Source organism: Pseudomonas sp. R2-60-08W (assembly GCF_003852335.1).
GTDB lineage: Bacteria > Pseudomonadota > Gammaproteobacteria > Pseudomonadales > Pseudomonadaceae > Aquipseudomonas.
The window spans coordinates 1,178,127-1,197,380 of sequence record NZ_CP027731.1; the positions used below are offsets into that span (position 1 = coordinate 1,178,127).

Here is a 19,254-nt window from a genome sequence, read left to right on the forward strand (position 1 = left end):
CTGGAGTGTCTGGTTTGATCGTCTTCCGTTATCTATCCCGCGAAGTCCTGTTGACCCTGAGTGCCGTGAGTGCGGTATTGCTGGTCATCATCATGAGTGGTCGTTTCGTCAAATTCCTTGCGCAGGCCGCCTCGGGCGCCCTGGATCCGGGCTCTTTGTTCCTGATCATGGGCTTTCGCCTGCCGGGCTTCTTGCAACTGATCCTGCCGCTCGGCCTGTTCCTTGGCATCCTGCTGGCATATGGCCGGCTATATCTCGAAAGCGAGATGACCGTGCTGTCGGCCACTGGCATGAGCCAGCAGCGCCTGCTGGCCATGACCATGGTGCCGGCCGCCGGCGTTGCCCTGTTGGTGGCCTGGTTGAGCCTGAGCCTGGCGCCTCAGGGGGCCATGCAGTTTCAGTTGTTGCTGAACAAGCAGGACGCGATGACCGAGTTCGACACCCTCGAACCCGGGCGCTTCCAGGCGCTCAACGACGGCACGCGCGTGACCTATACCGAAGAAATGACCGAAGACCGTTCCAACCTGAGCGGCGTGTTCATTTCCCAGAAAAACCTCGGCAAGGACCAGAAAGACCGGGGCATCTCGATCCTGGTGGCCGACGGCGGCCGCCAGGAAGTGCGCCCCGACGGCAGCCGCTACCTGATCCTGGACAACGGCTATCGCTACGATGGCAGCCCGGGGTTGGCCGATTACCGCGTGATCAAGTACGACACCTACGGCGTCATGCTGCCCAAACCCGAGATCAGCGACGAGGTCACCGACCGCGATGCGCTCCCGACCGCATCACTGTTCGGTAGCCAGGAGCTGCGCTCGATCGCCGAGCTGCAATGGCGCCTGTCGCTGCCGCTGCTGGTATTCATCGTGACCTTGATGGCCGTGCCGCTGTCGCGCGTCAACCCGCGTCAGGGCCGTTTCCTCAAGCTGCTGCCGGCGATCCTGCTGTATATGGCGTACCTGACCATCCTGATTTCCGCCCGTGGCTCCCTGGAAAAGGGCAAGATTGCGCCCGCCCTGGGCCTGTGGTGGGTCCACGGGATTTTCCTGGTAATCGGCCTGGGGCTTCTCTACTGGGAGCCTATCCGTTTGAAAATGAAGAGCCGTCGTGGCCTGAAGGAGTTGGCTCGTGGCTAAGCTCGATCGCTACATTGGTAGCAGCGTACTGATCGCCATCCTGGCGGTATTGGGCATTATCCTGGGCCTGGCCTCGCTGTTTGCGTTCATCGATGAAGTGGGCAACGTCACCGATACCTATACGGTCACCGACGTACTGAGCTTCGTGGCGCTGACCGCGCCGCGTCGTCTCTACGACATGATGCCGATGGCCGGCCTGATCGGCTGCCTGATCGGCCTGGGCACCCTGGCCAGCAACAGCGAATTGACCATCATGCGCGCGGCGGGCGTATCCATCGGGCGTATCGTCTGGGCTGTGATGAAGCCAATGCTGCTGCTGATGGCGTGCAGCGTGCTGATCGGCGAATACGTCGCGCCACCGTCCGAAGCCACCGCCCAGGCCAATCGCGCCCTGGCCCAGGGTTCGGGCGATGCGCAAAGTTCCAAGCACGGCCTGTGGCACCGCCAGGGTGACCAGTTCATCCACATCAACGCCGTGCAGCCAGGTGGGCTGTTGATCGGCGTGACGCGCTACACGTTCGACAAGGAGCGGCACATGCTCAGCTCCAGTTTCGCCAAGCGCGCGCAGTATGACGGTGAAAAATGGCAACTGAGCGACGTCACCACCACGCTCTTCCATAACGTGGGCCAAGGCATCAAGGCCAGTACCGAAGTGCTCAATGAGCCCACCCAGGCATGGGACATCGCGCTCAAGCCGGAACTGCTCAATACCGTGATCATGGTCCCGGAAACCCTGCCGATCTCGGGGCTGTGGAGCTATATCCACTACCTCAAGGACCAGGGCCTGAACAATGGTCGCTACTGGCTGGCGTTCTGGGTCAAGGTGCTGCAGCCGGTGGTCACCGCCGCGCTGGTATTGATGGCGATCTCCTTTATCTTCGGCCCGTTGCGTTCCGTGACCCTCGGCCAGCGGGTATTCACCGGCGTGCTGGTGGGCTTCACCTTCCGCATCGCCCAGGACCTGCTGGGGCCGTCGAGCCTGGTATTTGGCTTCTCGCCGCTGTTTGCGGTGCTGGTGCCGACGTTTATCTGCGCCGTGGCCGGGTTCTGGTTGTTGCGCCGAGCCGGTTGATTGCGCGCTTATGCATAAAAAATGCCCCGCTTATACCAGCGGGGCATTTTTGTTCTGGTCAGCAAAGATGACGTCTGGCCTGAGCATCAGGTACAATTCCCGGCTATTTTTCAGCGGGCAATCTGCCTGCAGCCTTTTTGAGTGTTGATCCGTGAGTGATTTGAGTCATATCCGCAATTTCTCCATCATCGCCCACATTGACCATGGCAAGTCGACGCTGGCCGATCGATTCATCCAGATGTGCGGCGGCCTTGCCGAGCGTGAAATGGAAGCCCAGGTCCTGGACTCCATGGACCTCGAGCGTGAACGCGGGATCACCATCAAGGCCCATAGCGTCACCCTGTACTACACCGCCAAAGACGGCATCAAGTACCAGCTGAACTTCATTGACACCCCCGGCCACGTTGACTTCACCTACGAAGTCAGCCGCTCGCTGGCGGCCTGTGAAGGTGCCTTGCTGGTGGTCGACGCCGGCCAGGGCGTCGAGGCTCAGTCCGTAGCCAACTGCTATACCGCCATCGAGCAGGGCCTTGAGGTCATGCCGGTGCTGAACAAGATCGACCTGCCCCAGGCTGATCCGGACCGCGTAAAAGAAGAAATCGAAAAAATCATCGGCATTGACGCCACCGACGCCGTCGAGTGCAGCGCCAAGACCGGCCTTGGCGTCGACGAAGTGCTCGAGCGCCTGGTCAAGACCATCCCGGCCCCTACCGGTAACTACGAAGATCCGCTGCAGGCGTTGATCATCGATTCCTGGTTCGACAACTACCTGGGCGTCGTGTCCCTGGTGCGCGTACGCCACGGCCGCGTGAAGAAAGGCGACAAGATCCTGGTCAAATCCACCGGCAAGATCCACCTGGTGGACAGCGTCGGTGTGTTCAACCCCAAGCACACCGCCACCACGGACCTGAAAGCCGGTGAAGTGGGCTTCATCATCGCCGGTATCAAGGACATTCACGGGGCGCCGGTAGGCGACACCCTGACCTTGAGTTCCACCCCCGATGTCGACGTGCTGCCGGGCTTCAAACGCATCCAGCCGCAAGTCTACGCCGGCCTGTTCCCGGTCAGCTCCGACGACTTTGAAGACTTCCGCGAAGCCCTGCAGAAGCTGACCCTCAACGACTCGTCCCTGCAGTACACCCCGGAAAGCTCCGACGCCCTGGGCTTCGGCTTCCGTTGCGGGTTCCTGGGCATGCTGCACATGGAGATCATCCAGGAGCGCCTGGAGCGCGAATACGACCTGGACCTGATCACCACCGCGCCGACGGTTATTTTTGAGCTGGCGCTGAAAACCGGTGAAACGATTTACGTCGACAACCCGTCCAAGCTTCCGGATCTGTCTTCCATCGAAGACATGCGCGAGCCGATCGTGCGGGCCAATATCCTGGTTCCGCAGGAGCACCTGGGCAACGTCATCACTCTGTGTATCGAAAAACGTGGCGTGCAGCACGACATGTTGTTCCTCGGTACCCAGGTGCAAGTGACCTACGATTTGCCGATGAACGAAGTGGTCCTGGACTTCTTCGACCGTCTCAAATCCACCAGCCGCGGCTATGCTTCGCTGGATTACCATTTCGATCGTTACCAATCGGCTAATCTGGTGAAACTGGATGTGCTGATCAACGGCGACAAGGTCGATGCCCTGGCACTGATCGTGCACAAGGACAATGCGCACTACAAAGGTCGCCAGTTGACCGAGAAGATGAAAGAACTGATTCCGCGCCAGATGTTCGACGTCGCGATCCAGGCCGCCATCGGCGGGCAGATCATTGCGCGGACCTCCGTCAAGGCACTCAGAAAGAACGTACTGGCCAAATGCTACGGCGGTGACGTAAGCCGTAAGCGCAAGCTGCTTGAGAAGCAAAAGGCCGGTAAAAAACGCATGAAGCAAGTGGGCAACGTGGAAATTCCACAAGAAGCCTTCCTTGCGGTGCTCAGGTTGGATAGTTAGGTCCTATGTCACTAAATTTCCCGCTGTTGCTGGTCATCGCCGTCGCCGTTTGCGGCCTCCTGGCGTTGCTCGATCTGGTGTTCTTCGCCCCGCGTCGGCGGGCGGCTATCGCCTCCTATCAGGGCAGCGTCAGCCAGCCTGATGCGGTGGTGGTCGAGAAGCTGAACAAGGAGCCCTTGCTGGTTGAATACGGCAAGTCGTTCTTCCCGGTGTTGTTCATCGTGCTGGTGCTGCGTTCGTTCCTGGTGGAGCCGTTCCAGATCCCGTCGGGGTCGATGAAACCTACCCTGGACGTGGGCGACTTCATCCTGGTGAACAAGTTTTCCTATGGGATCCGCTTGCCGGTGATCGACAAGAAGGTCATCGAAGTCGGTGACCCCCAGCGCGGTGATGTGATGGTGTTCCGCTACCCAAGCGACCCGAACGTCAACTACATCAAGCGGGTGGTCGGCCTGCCGGGCGACGTGATCCGCTACACCAGTGACAAGCGCCTGTTCGTCAACGGTGAGTCAGTGGCCGAGAAACTGCTGGGCGCCGAGCCGAATACCTTGGGCAGCGCCGAGCTGTACCAGGAAAAACTCGGTACGGTAGAGCACCAGATCCGCAAGGAAATGAGCCGCTACCGCGCGATGCCCGATGGCCAGTGGAAAGTGCCTGCCGGGCACTATTTCATGATGGGCGACAACCGCGACAACTCCAATGACAGCCGCTACTGGGACGACCCCACTATTCCCAAGGATCTGCTGGGCATGGTGCCCGACGAGAATATTGTCGGCAAAGCCTTCGCGGTCTGGATGAGTTGGCCGGAACCCAAGCTCAGCCACCTGCCGAACTTCTCGCGGGTAGGGCTGATCAAGTAATACAAGCGGCGCTGTGAACACAGCGCCGAATGCTTTTCTGGGGCTTGGACATTTTCCGATGCCCCGTAGCACCCATCAGGATTTGAATTTGAACACTGCGTCAATCGTCGATGGCCGCCGGTGCCACCAACTAGATATGGATAAACCGTGACCGTTTCTCTCAGTCGTCTCGAGCGTCAGCTCGGCTACACCTTCAAGGACCAGGAATTGATGGTCCTTGCCCTCACACACCGCAGCTTTGCAGGGCGCAATAACGAGCGCCTGGAATTCCTCGGTGACGCCATCCTCAACTTCGCCGCCGGTGAGGCGCTCTTCGAGCGTTTTCCCCAGGCCCGTGAAGGCCAGCTTTCGCGCCTGCGTGCACGCCTTGTGAAGGGCGAGACCCTGGCCGTGCTGGCCCGAGGTTTCGGCCTGGGCGAGTACCTGCGGCTGGGCTCCGGTGAATTGAAAAGCGGCGGTTTCCGGCGCGAGTCGATCCTGGCTGATGCCCTGGAAGCATTGATCGGTGCGATCTACCTCGATGCCGGGATGGAAACGGCCAAGGAGCGCGTGGTCGCCTGGTTGGCGTCGGAAATCGAGAGCCTGACGCTGGTCGACACCAACAAAGATCCCAAGACCCGCCTGCAGGAATACCTGCAATCGCGCGGTTGCGAACTGCCACGCTACGAAGTGGTGGATATCCAGGGTGAGCCGCATTGCCGCGTGTTCTTCGTGGAATGTGAAATCACCTTACTGAACGAAAAAAGCCGAGGTCAGGGTGTGAGCCGTCGTATTGCCGAACAGGTAGCGGCCGCTGCAGCACTGATTGCCCTGGGCGTGGAGAATGGCCATGACTGATTCAACCGCAACACGCTGTGGCTATGTTGCCATCGTCGGCCGCCCGAACGTGGGCAAGTCCACGCTGCTGAACCACATCCTCGGCCAGAAGCTCGCGATCACCTCGCGCAAGCCGCAGACCACCCGCCACAACATGCTGGGCATCAAGACCGAAGGCAACGTGCAAGCGGTCTATGTGGATACCCCTGGCATGCACAAAGGCGGCGAAAAAGCGCTTAACCGCTACATGAACAAGACCGCTTCGGCGGCGTTGAAAGACGTCGACGTGGTGATCTTCGTGGTTGACCGCACCAAGTGGACCGACGAAGACCAGATGGTCCTCGAGCGTGTGCAGTACGTCACCGGCCCCTTGATCGTCGCGCTGAACAAGACCGACCGCATTGAAGACAAAGCCGAGCTGATGCCGCACCTGAGCTGGCTGCAGGAGCAACTGCCAAACGCCCAGATCATGCCGATCTCGGCGCAGCACGGCCACAACCTCGAAGCCCTGGAACGCGTGATTGCCGGCTACCTGCCGGAGAACGAGCATTTCTTCCCGGAAGATCAGATCACCGACCGCAGCAGCCGCTTCCTCGCCGCCGAACTGGTGCGCGAGAAAATCATGCGCCAGATGGGCGCCGAGCTGCCGTACCAGATCACCGTTGAAATCGAAGAGTTCAAGCAGCAGGGCAAAACCCTGCACATTCATGCCTTGATCCTCGTTGAGCGTGACGGCCAGAAGAAAATCATCATTGGCGACAAGGGCGAGCGCATCAAGCGCATCGGCACCGAGGCGCGCAAGGACATGGAATTGCTGTTCGATTCCAAGATCATGCTTAACCTGTGGGTGAAGGTTAAGGGTGGCTGGTCTGATGATGAGCGTGCGTTGCGCTCCCTCGGCTACGGCGACCTCTAAGCACACCGCAGGGCTGAAAATGTGGGAGGGGGCTTGCTCCCGATAGCGGTGGGTCAGTTAACAAATAAGTGACTGACCTACTGCCATCGGGAGCAAGCCCCCTCCCACATTAGGTTTATGTTGTTTTCAAGATCGAGAACCCATGTCCCCAACCCCACCCCCCAGCCAGCTCGCCTACGTCCTGCATAGCCGCGCCTACCGTGAGACCAGCGCGCTGGTGGACTTCCTCACGCCTCAAGGTCGCTTGCGCGCGGTTTTGCGCAGTGCGCGGGGCAAGGCCGGTACGCTGGCGCGGCCCTTCGTGGCGCTGGACGTGGAGTTTCGTGGCAAGGGCGAGTTGAAGAACGTGGGCCGCCTGGAAAGCGTTGGCACCTCTGCCTGGCTCAATGGTGATGCGCTGTTCAGCGGGCTCTATCTCAATGAGCTGCTGATCCGCCTGTTGCCCGCCGAAGACCCGCACCCGGCGGTCTTCGATCACTACGCCGCCACCTTGCTCGCCCTCGCTGAAGGCCGTCCTTTGGAGCCGCTGTTGCGCGCCTTTGAATGGCGCCTGCTGGATGACCTGGGCTACGGTTTTGAACTGCACAACGACCTGCACGGTGATCCCGTCGCCGCCGACGGCATGTACCGCCTGCAAGTAGACGCAGGCCTTGAGCGTGTGTACTTGTTGCAACCCGGTCTGTTCCAGGGCACCGAACTGCTGGCGATGAGCGAAGCGGACTGGACTGCCCCCGGCGCCTTGTCCGCCGCCAAGCGCCTGATGCGCCAGGCCCTGGCCGTGCACCTGGGCGGACGGCCGCTGGTCAGTCGCGAGTTGTTTCGAAAGCCCTGACATCCCCGTGTATGCTGTGCACCGATTCTTTCCCTTTTCAGGAGCGCTTCCGTGAGCACCAGCAATCGCATTCTTCTTGGCGTCAACATCGACCACGTCGCCACCCTGCGCCAGGCCCGGGGCACCCGTTACCCTGACCCGGTCAAGGCTGCGCTGGACGCGGAAGAAGCGGGCGCCGACGGCATCACCGTGCACCTGCGCGAAGACCGCCGCCACATCCAGGAGCGCGACGTGTTGCTGCTCAAGGACGTGCTGCAGACCCGCATGAACTTCGAAATGGGCGTCACCGAGGAAATGATGGCGTTCGCCGAGCGCATCCGCCCGGCGCACATTTGCCTGGTGCCGGAAACCCGCCAGGAACTGACCACCGAAGGCGGTCTCGACGTGGCCGGCCAGGAAGCGCGGATCAAGGCAGCGGTGGAGCGCCTGTCGAAGATCGGCAGCGAAGTGTCATTGTTCATCGATGCTGACGAGCGCCAGATCGAAGCCTCGCGCCGCGTCGGCGCGCCAGCGATCGAGCTGCACACCGGTCGCTACGCCGATGCCACCACGCCGACCGAAGTGGCCGAGGAGCTGCAACGCATCATCGACGGTGTGAACTGCGGCCTCACTGAAGGCCTGATCGTCAACGCCGGCCATGGCCTGCACTACCACAACGTCGAAGCCGTGGCCGCGATCAAGGGCATCAACGAACTGAACATCGGGCATGCGCTGGTGGCTCACGCGCTGTTCGTCGGGTTCAAAGGCGCCGTGGCCGAGATGAAGGCGCTGATTCTGGCGGCTGCCAGGACCTGAGCGAACACGCTATAGAAGCCAATGCAGATCAAAATGTGGGAGGGGGCTTGCTCCCGATAGCAGGGTGTCAGTCAGTACATATATTGACTGATCCACCGCTATCGGGAGCAAGCCCCCTCCCACATTGGGACCCCAGTGAATTGTAGAATTGCACCATGCGGCAATGCGAACCCTTACTGTTTAGCCCGCGCAGGTGTATCGTATCTGCCCTTTGCGGGCCCCGGCCTGCGACAGCTACGTGAGGTTGTTGTGTCCCAATCGTTTTCCCGTCGACAGATCCTCGGTGGCCTTGCCGGCCTGGCAGTCGTTGGTGTGGGCGCCGGTGGCGCCTACCGCTACTGGCTGGGCAAGGTTGTCGATGCCAACGCAGGAAGCGACTACCAACTGATCGCCGCGCCGCTCGATGTGGAACTGGTGCCGGGCCACACCACCCAAGCCTGGGCGTTCGGCCCTTCTGCGCCGGGCACTGAGCTGCGCGTACGCCAGGGCGAATGGCTGCGGGTGCGCTTTATCAACCACCTGCCGGTCGCCACCACCATCCACTGGCATGGCATCCGCCTGCCGCTGGAAATGGACGGCGTGCCCTACGTCTCGCAATTGCCGGTATTGCCAGGGGAATACTTCGATTACAAGTTCCGCGTGCCCGACGCCGGCAGCTACTGGTACCACCCCCATGTGAACAGCAGCGAAGAACTCGGCCGTGGCCTGGTCGGGCCGTTGATCATCGAAGAGCGTGAGCCCACCGGCTTCAAGCACGAGCGCACCCTCAGCCTGAAAAGCTGGCACGTGGACGAAGAGGGCGCCTTCGTGGCGTTCAGTATTCCCCGCGAGGCGGCGCGTGGCGGTACGGCAGGGCGGTTGTCCACCATCAACGGCGTGGCCCAGGCGGTGATCGACCTGCCGGCCGGGCAGATCACCCGCGTGCGCCTGCTCAACCTCGACAACACCCTGACTTATCGCCTCAACATCCCGGATGTCGAAGCGCAGATCTACGCGCTGGACGGCAACCCCATCGAGCCGCGCCCGCTGGGCAAGGAATACTGGCTGGGCCCTGGGATGCGTATTTGCTTGGCCATCAAGGCGCCGCCGGCGGGCGAAGAGCTGTCGATCCGCAACGGCCCGGTGCGTCTGGGTACGTTCCGCTCGGTGGCCAATACCGACGCGCCGAGCGAATGGCCGCCCGCATTGCCGCCCAACCCGGTTGCCGAACCGGACCTGGCCAATGCGGAAAAACTCAACTTCAATTTCGAGTGGGTCGGCTCGGTGTCGGTCAACGTCGACAACGGCAAGCCACCGAGCTTGTGGCAAATCAACGGCCAGGCCTGGGACATTACCGACAAAACCTGCGCCGACCGCCCGATCGCCAAGTTGGAGAAGGGCAAAAGCTATATTTTCGAATTGAAGAACATGACCCAGTACCAGCACCCGATCCACCTGCACGGCATGAGCTTCAAGGTAATTGCCTCGAACCGCCACAAGGTCATCCCGTATTTCACCGATACCTATCTGCTGGGCAAGAACGAACGCGCCCGCGTGGCGTTGGTGGCGGATAACCCGGGCGTGTGGATGTTCCACTGCCATGTGATCGACCATATGGAAACCGGCCTGATGGCCGCCATCGAGGTGGCGTGATGCGCCAGATCCGCCCGGCGATCATCGACCGCAGCCGCGACCAGGACTTCATGCGAGAAGCCCTGGCGCTTGCCGCCCAGGGCGCGGCGCTGGGTGAAGTGCCGGTGGGCGCGGTAGTGGTGCAAAACGGTGAGATCATCGGCCGCGGTTTCAACTGCCCCATCAGCGGCAATGACCCCAGCGCGCATGCCGAGATGGTCGCGATCCGCGCCGCTGCGCAAGCGATCAGCAACTATCGCCTGGTTGGCAGCACGTTGTATGTGACGTTGGAGCCGTGCAGCATGTGCGCCGGCCTGATCGTGCATTCGCGCGTGGCGCGGGTGGTGTATGGCGCGCTGGAGCCCAAGGCCGGGATTGTGCAGAGCCAGGGCCAGTTTTTTACCCAGGGGTTTCTCAACCATAAGGTGCTGTTCGAAGGCGGAGTGCTGGCCGAGGAGTGCGGAACGGTGTTGAGTGAGTTTTTCAAAGCCCGGCGGGCCAAGCCACCACTCTAAAGAACACTGAGGATAAAAATGTGGGAGGGGGCTTGCCCCCGATAGCGGTGTATCAGCCATAAATGTGGTGGCTGACACTCTGCTATCGGGGGCAAGCCCCCTCCCACATTTTGCCCTCTGTTTATTCAGGAAGAGCGGGACTATTTCTTGGCGATGATCACCGCCCGCATCGGCGCCGGCAGCCCTTCAATCGTCTTGCTGTGATCTTCCGGATCCAGGAAGTCGCTGAGGGATTGGTATTTCATCCACCCGGTCCCACGCTGTTCCTCCACCGTGGTCACGCTCACATCCACGCAACGCACGTCACTGAAACCGGCGCGGCGCAGCCATAGCATCAACGCGGGGACCGAGGGCAGGAACCACACGTTACGCATTTGCGCGTAGCGGTCTTCCGGTACCAGCACTTGTTGCTGGTCGCCTTCCACCACCAGGGTTTCCAGCACCAGTTCGCCGCCCTTGACCAGGGTGTCCTTCAGCGCCAGCAGATGTTCGATCGGCGAACGACGGTGATAGAACACGCCCATGGAAAACACCGTGTCGAAGCCTTCAAGGTTCGCCGGCAAGTCTTCGAACGGGAATGGCAGGTGCCAGGCCCTGGGTGCTGACAGGTACCGCTGCACCGCCTGGAACTGGCAGAAGAACAGCCAGTTCGGGTCGACGCCAATCACGCTGTCGGCGCCGGCGCCGAGCATGCGCCACATGTAGTAGCCGTTGCCGCAGCCCACATCAAGGATGCGCTTGCCGTTCAAATCCAGGTGCGGCGCCACCCGCGACCACTTCCAGTCCGAGCGCCATTCGGTGTCCACATGCACGCCGAACAGGTGGAACGGCCCCTTGCGCCACGGGCTCAGGCCCATCAGCGCGGTGTGCATTTGCGCACGGGTGGCGTCATCGCGTTCAGTGTCCAACACCAGGCCTGTGAGCAAGTCGACGTGGCTGGGCTGGATGTTAGGCAGCGCGTCCAATGCACTTTGCCAGCGCTCCAGGTCGCCATGGCCTTTTTCCATTTTGCTATCGAGCTGCGCTTGCAGGCCCTGGGCCCACACGGCCAAGGGAGTGCCGACCAGATGGCGGGCGAGGGGAGACAAATCAATCATGGCAAGGCAATCAACGAGGCAAAGTTAAGACACTGGAACCACGGCACGACTTTCGAGAACCCGGCCGCCAGCAGGCGTTCGCGGTGTTCTTCGAGGCTGTCGGGCTTCATGACGTTTTCGATGGCGCTGCGCTTCTGGGCGATTTCCAGCTCGCTGTAGCCGTTGGCGCGTTTGAACGCGATATGCAGGTCGGTCAGCAGCGCCTGTTCCTGGGCATCGTTGAAGCGCAGCTTTTCCGAGAGGATCAGCGCACCGCCCGGCAGCAGCGACTGACGGATGCGCCCGAGCAACGCCAGGCGTTCATCGGGGGCGATGAATTGCAGGGTGAAGTTCAGCGCGACTACCGAGGCCGGCTGGAAGTGCAGGGCGAGGATATCGCCCTCGATCACCTCCACCGGCAGCAATTCCTGGAACATCGAATCCTGGCCATTGAGGTATTCGCGGCAGCGTTCGACCATCGCCGTCGAGTTATCCACCGCGATCACCCGGCAACCGTCGGTACGCACATGGCGGCGCAGGGCCTGGGTCACGGCGCCTAAGGACGAGCCCAGGTCATACAGCACACTGCCCGGCTGGGCGAACTGGGCGGCGAGCACGCCGAGGTTTTCAACGATGGTCGGGTAACCGGGCACCGAGCGCTTGATCATGTCCGGGAACACCCGCACCACGTCTTCGTTAAAGGCGAAGTCCGGCACCTGGGGCAGGGGCTGGGCGAATAGGCGATCGGGTTCTTTGCTCACGGTTGTTCCGGCGACGAGGAAGGAAAGGCCGGCATTTTAGCCAACTTGGCCCGCGGATGCGCGGGTTGTCTGATGGAAAGCCGAGGACCGGCAGCGGCTAAGGAGCAGCCTGTCAGTTCACCGTAATGGCGCAGTCGAACGTCTGGGTGGGTTCGGCCTCCGGCTCCCACGGTTGCTGGGAGGTCAGGCGCAAACGGCCTTGCCCGGCGGCAAATGCCTGGAAGCGCCAGGTGGACTGGCCGCCGCCACCGATCACGCCGGATTCGCTGCTGCTGTACACCTCCGGGCTCAGCGCCCGCAACACGCCGCCGGCGGAGTCCTGGATGGCCCAGCGGTAGCCGGTGGTGGGGTTGCTGGGCAGGGTGAGGATCAGGTTCTGACCGGAAGTGAGCTGGAGCGGGCAGGCACTCTGGTCATCCACGCTGATGTTTTGCTTCGGCGCGCTGGCGCATGCGGCCAGCAGGGCAAGGCTCAAGGGGAGAAACAGGCGGGCAACGGTCATGGGGGCTCCGGTTGTACACGACGAAGGGCGAGCATAACCGAAGATGAGACAAGGTGTGACAGGTGGGGGGTGTGTTGGCAGGTCTGGCCTCATCGGGGGCAAGCCCCCCTCCCACACTTGAAGGCATTCACAAATCAAAATGTGGGAGGGGGCTTGCCCCCGATAGCGCCAGTTCAGGCACTACATAACGGTCAGAAAAGCACCTTCGCCACATCCGCAAAACGCTTGGCAAAATGCACCGTCATGCCTTCCTTCAAGTACTCCGGCAACTCTTCAAAACTGCCACGGTTGGGCTCCGGCAGGATCAACTCGTGAATCTTCTGGCGCCGCGCCGCAATCACCTTCTCACGCACGCCGCCAATCGGCAGCACATGCCCGGTCAACGTCAGTTCGCCGGTCATCGCCACGCCTTTTTTCGGCGGCTGGTTGCGTGCCAGGGACAGCAGCGCGCTGGCCATGGTCACGCCGGCACTCGGTCCGTCTTTTGGCGTGGCGCCTTCCGGTACGTGCAAATGGACGAAGGCTTCATCGAAGAACTTCGGATCACCGCCAAACGACTTCAGGTTGGAGCTGATGAAGCTGTAGGCGATTTCGGCGGATTCCTTCATCACGTCACCCAGTTGCCCGGTGAGCTTGAAGCCGCGATTGAGCGTGTGGATGCGCGTCGCTTCAATCGGCAAGGTCGCGCCACCCATGCTGGTCCAGGCCAGGCCGGTAATCACGCCGGTGCCCGACAGCACTTGTTCATTGCGAAACACCGGCATGCCCAGGGAGGCTTCCAGGTCCTTGTTAGCGATCTTGATCACCGAATTCGGCTCATCCAGCAGCTTGACCACCGCCTTGCGCACCAGTTTGCCCAGCTGTTTCTCCAACTGACGCACACCGGCTTCCCGCGCATAGCCATCGATCAACGCGCGCAGGGCGCCGTCGCTGATGCTCAGGCTGGTTTTTGCCACGCCGGCTTTTTCCAGCTGCTTGGGCCACAGGTGGCGCTTGGCGATGGCGACTTTTTCTTCGGTGATGTAGCCCGACAGGCGAATCACCTCCATGCGGTCGAGCAACGGGCCGGGGATCGAGTCCAGGGTGTTGGCGGTGCACACGAACAGCACCTTGGACAGGTCCAGGCGCAGGTCCAGGTAGTGGTCGAGGAATTCGACGTTCTGCTCGGGATCGAGGGTTTCAAGCAGCGCCGAGGCCGGGTCGCCCTGGAAGCTCTGGCCCATCTTGTCGATCTCGTCGAGCATGATCACCGGGTTCATCACTTCCACATCCTTGAGCGCCTGCACCAGCTTGCCCGGCAGCGCGCCGATGTAGGTGCGGCGGTGGCCCTTGATCTCGGCCTCGTCGCGCATGCCGCCGACACTGAAGCGGTAGAACGGCCGCCCCAGGGATTCGGCGATGGATTTACCGACGCTGGTCTTGCCTACGCCAGGCGGGCCCACCAGCAGCACGATGGAACCGGCGACTTCACCTTTATAGGCGCCTACCGCGAGGAACTCGAGGATGCGGCTCTTGATGTCATCCAGGCCCGCATGATGTTTATCCAACACCTTGCGCGCATGTTTCAGGTCGAGTTTGTCTTCGCCATACACGCCCCACGGTACTGAGGTGGCCCAGTCCAGGTAGTTACGGGTGACGGCGTATTCCGGCGAGCCGGTTTCGAGGATCGACAGCTTGTTGAGTTCTTCATCGATACGTTTCTGCGCCTGGGCCGGCAGCGACTTGCCCACCAGTCGCTGCTCGAATTGTTCGACATCGGCGCTGCGGTCGTCCTTGGTCAGGCCCAGCTCTTGCTGGATGACCTTGAGCTGTTCCTTGAGGAAGAACTCGCGCTGATGTTCGCCGATCTTGCGGTTCACTTCGGCGGAGAGTTCTTTCTGCAGGCGTGCGACTTCGACCTCTTTGCGCAGCATCGGCAAAACTTTTTCCATGCGCTTGAGCATGGGCACGCAATCGAGCACTTCCTGCAACTCGTTACCGGTGGCCGAGGTCAGCGCGGCGGCGAAGTCGGTGAGCGGCGACGGGTCGTTGGGGCTGAAGCGGTTGAGGTAGTTCTTCAACTCTTCGCTGTACAGCGGGTTGAGCGGCAGCAGTTCCTTGATCGCATTGATCAGCGCCATGCCGTAGGCCTTGACCTCGTCGGTCGGCTCGCTCGGCTGGTGCGGGTATTCGACCTCCACCAGGTACGGTGGGCGGTGGTGCTTGAGCCAGGTCTTGATGCGCACGCGCGTCAGGCCTTGGGCCACGAATTGCAGCTTGCCGTTTTCGCGGCTGGCGTGGTGCACCTTGACCAGGGTGCCGTACAGCGGCAGGGCAGAGGTGTCGAAGTGGCGCGGGTCTTCGGGCGGTGTATCCATGAAAAACAGGGCGAGGGAATGGTGGTCGGATTTGCTCACCAGTTCCAGGGTTTCGGCCCAGGGTTCTTCATTGACGATGACCGGCAACACCTGCGCCGGAAAAAACGGCCGGTTGTGGATCGGAATGATGTAGACCTTGTCCGGCAGGTTTTGCCCAGGCAGGGCCAGGCCGGTGTTGGACGAAGTTTCGGCGTTTTCGGGGTCGGCGTAGTCGTTCAGGTCGTAATCAGGGACGTCTTGCTGGTCGCTCATGGGGCACCTGCATAAGGAAGTATGCAGCTTAGATGGGGCAGGGCAGCGGTGGTTTCAATGGTAGGGGTGAGATAGCAACATATTACATAAAGTAACTGCAGCGACGCGGTCAGCTGATTTTGTGGAGGTAGGCCGGCAATGGCTGCTCGGGCAGTACCGAGAGCACCTTCAAGCGCTGCAACATTCGCTGCCGCGCCCGTTGCAGGTGCTCGCGCAGGTTCAGCGCGGCCGCATCGAAAGCGCCATGGAGCAAAAGCTCCAGGATCAGGCGATGTTCGGCGAGCATGGCCGGATCGGCGCCGATTCCCAGCAATCGATGGAAAATCCGACTGATGATCATCGGGCTCTGGCCCTGGCGGATCAGCGCGGCGATCTTGCGGTTCTGCAGGCCGGCCAGGCAGCGCTGGTGCAAGTCCTCTTCGATCTGCTCGATGGCTTCCAGGCTGCATTGCGGGTTCTGCTGGGCCGCCGTGACCCGCTGCAACATGGCTTCGAGGAGTTCCCGGTCGAGGCCCGGCGCGCTCTGGCGCAAGGCCTCGGGTTCCAGGCAGGCGCGCAGTTCGTAGTCTTCGGTGACTTCCCGCGCGGTCAACGGCCCGGCCAACCATTGGGAGTAGGGCTCTTTCTCCACCAGGCCACGGTCGCGCAGGCGCATCAGCGCTTCGCGGACCACGGCGCGGCTGACGCCGTAGTGGTCGGCGGCGGCTTGTTCGTCCAGGCGGTAATGGCCAAAGGCGATGCAGGTGGACAGCGCCGCACCGATTTCCTCGACGATCCGCTCGCCCAGGGGCCGGGTGTCCACCAGCTCGTCGTCGCCGTTGAGGCCCAGGTGTGCGTGGCTCAGGGGCAGGCGCAGCGGCTCCACGGCCAGGCCTTCGGGATTGATCAGGTAGCCACGGCCGTTGAAGCGGCAGATCAGGCCCTCATCGTGCAGCAGGTCCAGCGCCTTGCGCACCGGCACGCGGCTGGTGCCGAACAGCTCGGCCAGCGGCGCCTCCAGCAGCACAAGCCCGTGGCGCGCGGTGCCGTTGACGATTGCGTCACGCATCACCTTGTGAATCATCGCGTAACGGGATGCCGGGGCGGACACTGGTTTCATCTGCTTCTCTGGGTCATGAGTGCTAGGGCGTGACGATGGCCGGGGATTCTCTCATAGATGGGCCTGTCACTCCGCGCCACGTCGGTGGCACTTTTTTGGGGCCTTTGGCGCAGGACTGTTACTTTTTTGCACCAAAATGTATTTATTCATCAAAGATACGTTATTTCATTGAAGAGCAGGCCCAGCGCTGACTTCGAAATATTTTGCTTCTTACAAAAGCCTCTATCCCGTGGCTATGGACGAAAAGCCGAAATCATAAGCTCGAACACACAAAGAGACTGGCACGAAAGCTGCCTCTATAAAACGTACATTTTATAAATATATACGTTTTATGAGGTGATCTTCATGTCAGACGCCACGTCAATGGCCGAAGCGTTCGCCACCGGTCGCAGCGACCCGGTGCAAGTGCTCGAACAAGCGCTTGCCCGCGCGAGCACGGCGCCCAGCGTGTTCATCTCGCTGTGCACCGAGCGTGCCTTGCGTGAGGCGCAAGCGTCCGCCGCGCGCTGGCGTGCCGGCCAGCCGCTGAGCGTGTTCGACGGCGTGCCCCTGGCCTGGAAGGACTTGTTTGACGTGGCCGGTAGCATCACCACCGCAGGCGCCGCTTATCGCCGCGAGGCGCCGGCCGCTTTGCTTGATGCGCCAAGCGTGGGGCTGTTGTGCCGCGCCGGGATGGTCAACGTGGGCAAGACCAACCTCAGTGAGCTGGCGTATTCGGGCCTGGGCCTGAACCCGCATTTCGGCACGCCTCACAACCCCAACAGCAGCGACCAGCCGCGGATTCCCGGCGGTTCTTCATCGGGTTCGGGCGTGGCGGTGGCGGCCGGGATTGTGCCGATTGCCATGGGCACCGACACCGCTGGCTCGATCCGCATTCCCGCCGCCCTGAATGGCGTGGTGGGCTACCGCAGTAGCTGCCGCCGCTACAGCCGCGACGGCGTGTTTCCGTTGGCCCGCAGCCTTGACAGCCTCGGCCCGCTGGCCCGCAGCGTGCGTGATGCCCTGGTCATCGACGACCTGCTCCACGGCCGCGCACAAACCCATATCGCTCGCAGCCTGAAGGGCCAGCGTTTCGTGCTCGAGCAAGGCGCGCTGGAAGGCATTGAACCGGCGGTGCGCGATAACCTGCTGCGCACGGTGGACCAACTCAAGGCTGCCGGTGCGTTGATCGACCTGCGCCCCTGCGCCGCCTTCCAGGCCGCCCTCGACCTGATCCGGCAACACGGCTGGCTCGGCGCTTTCGAAGCCTTCGCCCTGCACCAGGCCCTGCTCGACAGCCCTGACGCCGAGCAACTCGACCCTCGCGTACGCCGCCGCCTCGAAGCCGCGCGCGGCTTGCCAGCCAGCCAACTGATCCACCTGACTGACGCCCGCAGGCGTCTGCAGAACCAACTGAGCGACGACCTCGACGGCGCTCTGCTGATCACCCCGACCGTCGCCCACGTCGCCCCGGCGTTGGCGCCGCTGGAGGCCGACGACGAATTGTTCGTCAGCACTAACCTGGCGACTCTGCGCCTGACCATGCCCGGCAGCCTGCTCGACATGCCGGGCGTCAGCCTGCCCAGCGGCCGCGATGCCCTGGGCCTGCCCACCGCGCTGCTACTCAGCGCCCCTAGTGGCGAAGACGCGCGCCTGCTCAGGGCCGCGCTGTCGGTCGAAACCGCCCTCAACCCTAAGGAGACACACCATGGCTAAAGACATTCTCTGTGCATTTGGCGTCGACGTTGACGCCGTCGCCGGCTGGCTCGGTTCCTACGGCGGTGAAGACTCGCCGGACGACATCTCCCGCGGCCTGTTCGCCGGTGAAATCGGCGCGCCGCGCCTGCTCAAATTGTTCGAGCGCTACGGCCTGCGCACCACCTGGTTTATCCCCGGCCACTCGATGGAAACCTTTCCCGAGCAGATGAAGGCCGTGGCCGACGCCGGCCACGAAATCGGTGTGCACGGCTACAGTCACGAAAACCCCATCGCGATGACCGCCGAGCAGGAAGAAATCGTCCTCGATAAATCCATCGAACTGATCACCCAGGTCACCGGCAAGCGCCCCACCGGGTACGTCGCGCCGTGGTGGGAGTTCAGCAAAGTCACCAACGAGCTGCTGCTGAAAAAAGGCATCAAGTACGACCACAGCCTGATGCACAACGACTTTCACCCCTACTACGTGCGCAAGGGCGACAGCTGGACCAAGATCGACTACAGCCAGCACCCCGACACCTGGATGAAGCCCCTGGTACGCGGCGAGGAAACCGACCTGGTGGAAATCCCGGCCAATTGGTACCTCGACGACCTGCCGCCAATGATGTTCATCAAGAAAGCCCCCAACAGCCACGGCTTCGTCAACCCGCGCCACCTGGAAGAAATGTGGCGCGACCAGTTCGACTGGGTCTACCGCGAACATGAACACGCGGTGTTCACCATGACCATCCACCCCGACGTGTCCGGCCGCCCGCAAGTGCTGCTGATGCTTGAGCGTCTGATCGAACACATCCAGAGCCATGCCGGCGTGCGCTTCGTCACCTTCGATGAAATCGCCGACGACTTTATCCGCCGTCAACCCCGCACCTGACCCGAACCCTGAACCCTGTAGGAGCGAGGCGGGCGGCTAGCCCTTGCTCGCGAAGAACCCATGAGCGCCGCGTGCATCCAGACTGCCCGCGTCGTCATTGACGATTTTCGCGAGCAAGGGCTAGCCGCCCGCCTCGCTCC

Annotated in this window: 17 protein-coding genes; 12 read left to right on the forward strand and 5 right to left on the reverse strand. The window is 61.8% G+C overall.

The window, feature by feature from the left end:
* The first annotated feature begins 14 nt into the window (after positions 1–14).
* The 10 genes from lptF to tadA all read left to right on the forward strand — a co-directional run bounded on the left by lptF (position 15) and on the right by tadA (position 10,501).
* Positions 15–1,133: an LPS export ABC transporter permease LptF gene (lptF, locus tag C4J90_RS05250; protein WP_124361443.1), complete on the forward strand. Its 1,119-nt coding sequence runs from the start codon at positions 15–17 to the stop codon at positions 1,131–1,133.
* A complete protein-coding gene (gene lptG, locus C4J90_RS05255) occupies positions 1,126–2,205 on the forward strand; it encodes an LPS export ABC transporter permease LptG (protein ID WP_124419354.1) in 1,080 nt (359 codons plus the stop codon). The genes lptF and lptG overlap by 8 nt, the downstream gene beginning before the upstream one ends.
* 151 nt (positions 2,206–2,356) lie before the next feature.
* Positions 2,357–4,156, forward strand: a complete 1,800-nt coding sequence (gene lepA / locus C4J90_RS05260) for a translation elongation factor 4 (RefSeq protein ID WP_003210439.1) — start codon at positions 2,357–2,359, stop codon at positions 4,154–4,156.
* Positions 4,157–4,161: 5 nt separating this feature from the next.
* Positions 4,162–5,016: a signal peptidase I gene (gene lepB / locus C4J90_RS05265; protein ID WP_124361445.1), complete on the forward strand. Its 855-nt coding sequence runs from the start codon at positions 4,162–4,164 to the stop codon at positions 5,014–5,016.
* A 147-nt stretch (positions 5,017–5,163) separates the two neighbouring features.
* Positions 5,164–5,853, forward strand: a complete 690-nt coding sequence (gene rnc, locus C4J90_RS05270; RefSeq protein ID WP_003188856.1) for a ribonuclease III — start codon at positions 5,164–5,166, stop codon at positions 5,851–5,853.
* Positions 5,846–6,748: a GTPase Era gene (era, locus tag C4J90_RS05275; RefSeq protein ID WP_029297473.1), complete on the forward strand. Its 903-nt coding sequence runs from the start codon at positions 5,846–5,848 to the stop codon at positions 6,746–6,748. The genes rnc and era overlap by 8 nt, the downstream gene beginning before the upstream one ends.
* 142 nt (positions 6,749–6,890) lie before the next feature.
* On the forward strand, positions 6,891–7,580 hold the full coding sequence (gene recO, locus C4J90_RS05280; protein WP_124361446.1) for a DNA repair protein RecO: 690 nt from the start codon (positions 6,891–6,893) through the stop codon (positions 7,578–7,580).
* Positions 7,581–7,631: 51 nt separating this feature from the next.
* Positions 7,632–8,375 carry a pyridoxine 5'-phosphate synthase gene (gene pdxJ, locus C4J90_RS05285; RefSeq protein WP_124413929.1) on the forward strand — a complete coding sequence of 248 codons (744 nt, stop codon included), beginning with the start codon at positions 7,632–7,634 and terminating at the stop codon, positions 8,373–8,375.
* Positions 8,376–8,624: 249 nt separating this feature from the next.
* Entirely contained in the window at positions 8,625–10,007 is a 1,383-nt protein-coding gene (locus C4J90_RS05290) for a multicopper oxidase family protein (protein WP_124419355.1), read from the forward strand.
* Entirely contained in the window at positions 10,007–10,501 is a 495-nt protein-coding gene (tadA, locus tag C4J90_RS05295) for a tRNA adenosine(34) deaminase TadA (protein WP_124419356.1), read from the forward strand. The genes C4J90_RS05290 and tadA overlap by 1 nt, the downstream gene beginning before the upstream one ends.
* A 140-nt stretch (positions 10,502–10,641) precedes the next feature.
* Here the strand turns inward: tadA and cmoB are convergent, their stop codons facing one another.
* The 5 genes from cmoB to C4J90_RS05320 form a co-directional block, all read right to left on the reverse strand.
* A complete protein-coding gene (gene cmoB / locus C4J90_RS05300; protein ID WP_124419357.1) occupies positions 10,642–11,598 on the reverse strand; it encodes a tRNA 5-methoxyuridine(34)/uridine 5-oxyacetic acid(34) synthase CmoB in 957 nt (318 codons plus the stop codon).
* A complete protein-coding gene (gene cmoA / locus C4J90_RS05305) occupies positions 11,595–12,338 on the reverse strand; it encodes a carboxy-S-adenosyl-L-methionine synthase CmoA (protein ID WP_124365955.1) in 744 nt (247 codons plus the stop codon). Before cmoA ends, cmoB begins: the two co-directional genes overlap by 4 nt.
* A gap of 112 nt (positions 12,339–12,450) precedes the next feature.
* Positions 12,451–12,840: a protease inhibitor I42 family protein gene (locus tag C4J90_RS05310; RefSeq protein ID WP_124419358.1), complete on the reverse strand. Its 390-nt coding sequence runs from the start codon at positions 12,838–12,840 to the stop codon at positions 12,451–12,453.
* Between the two features lie 191 nt (positions 12,841–13,031).
* On the reverse strand, positions 13,032–15,449 hold the full coding sequence (lon, locus tag C4J90_RS05315; RefSeq protein ID WP_124419359.1) for an endopeptidase La: 2,418 nt from the start codon (positions 15,447–15,449) through the stop codon (positions 13,032–13,034).
* A gap of 109 nt (positions 15,450–15,558) precedes the next feature.
* Positions 15,559–16,548: a GntR family transcriptional regulator gene (locus C4J90_RS05320; RefSeq protein WP_124413936.1), complete on the reverse strand. Its 990-nt coding sequence runs from the start codon at positions 16,546–16,548 to the stop codon at positions 15,559–15,561.
* A 345-nt stretch (positions 16,549–16,893) separates the two neighbouring features.
* On the opposite strand from C4J90_RS05320, the gene C4J90_RS05325 reads away from it, so the two are divergent.
* Positions 16,894–18,243, forward strand: a complete 1,350-nt coding sequence (locus tag C4J90_RS05325) for an amidase (RefSeq protein WP_124419360.1) — start codon at positions 16,894–16,896, stop codon at positions 18,241–18,243.
* Positions 18,236–19,114, forward strand: a complete 879-nt coding sequence (locus C4J90_RS05330) for a polysaccharide deacetylase (protein ID WP_003234086.1) — start codon at positions 18,236–18,238, stop codon at positions 19,112–19,114. The genes C4J90_RS05325 and C4J90_RS05330 overlap by 8 nt, the downstream gene beginning before the upstream one ends.
* Positions 19,115–19,254: the final 140 nt, after the last annotated feature.

What these genes read in the sequence shown, in the direction of transcription:
- lepB (WP_124361445.1), top strand. Translation starts at nt 4,162, where the DNA reads ATGTCACTAAATTTCCCGCTGTTGCTGGTCATCGCCGTCGCCGTTTGC.
- era (WP_029297473.1), top strand. Translation starts at nt 5,846, where the DNA reads ATGACTGATTCAACCGCAACACGCTGTGGCTATGTTGCCATCGTCGGC.
- recO (WP_124361446.1), top strand. Translation starts at nt 6,891, where the DNA reads ATGTCCCCAACCCCACCCCCCAGCCAGCTCGCCTACGTCCTGCATAGC.
- tadA (WP_124419356.1), top strand. Translation starts at nt 10,007, where the DNA reads ATGCGCCAGATCCGCCCGGCGATCATCGACCGCAGCCGCGACCAGGAC.
- cmoB (WP_124419357.1), bottom strand. Translation starts at nt 11,598, where the DNA reads ATGATTGATTTGTCTCCCCTCGCCCGCCATCTGGTCGGCACTCCCTTG.
- C4J90_RS05310 (WP_124419358.1), bottom strand. Translation starts at nt 12,840, where the DNA reads ATGACCGTTGCCCGCCTGTTTCTCCCCTTGAGCCTTGCCCTGCTGGCC.
- lon (WP_124419359.1), bottom strand. Translation starts at nt 15,449, where the DNA reads ATGAGCGACCAGCAAGACGTCCCTGATTACGACCTGAACGACTACGCC.
- C4J90_RS05320 (WP_124413936.1), bottom strand. Translation starts at nt 16,548, where the DNA reads ATGAAACCAGTGTCCGCCCCGGCATCCCGTTACGCGATGATTCACAAG.
- C4J90_RS05325 (WP_124419360.1), top strand. Translation starts at nt 16,894, where the DNA reads ATGTCAGACGCCACGTCAATGGCCGAAGCGTTCGCCACCGGTCGCAGC.
- C4J90_RS05330 (WP_003234086.1), top strand. Translation starts at nt 18,236, where the DNA reads ATGGCTAAAGACATTCTCTGTGCATTTGGCGTCGACGTTGACGCCGTC.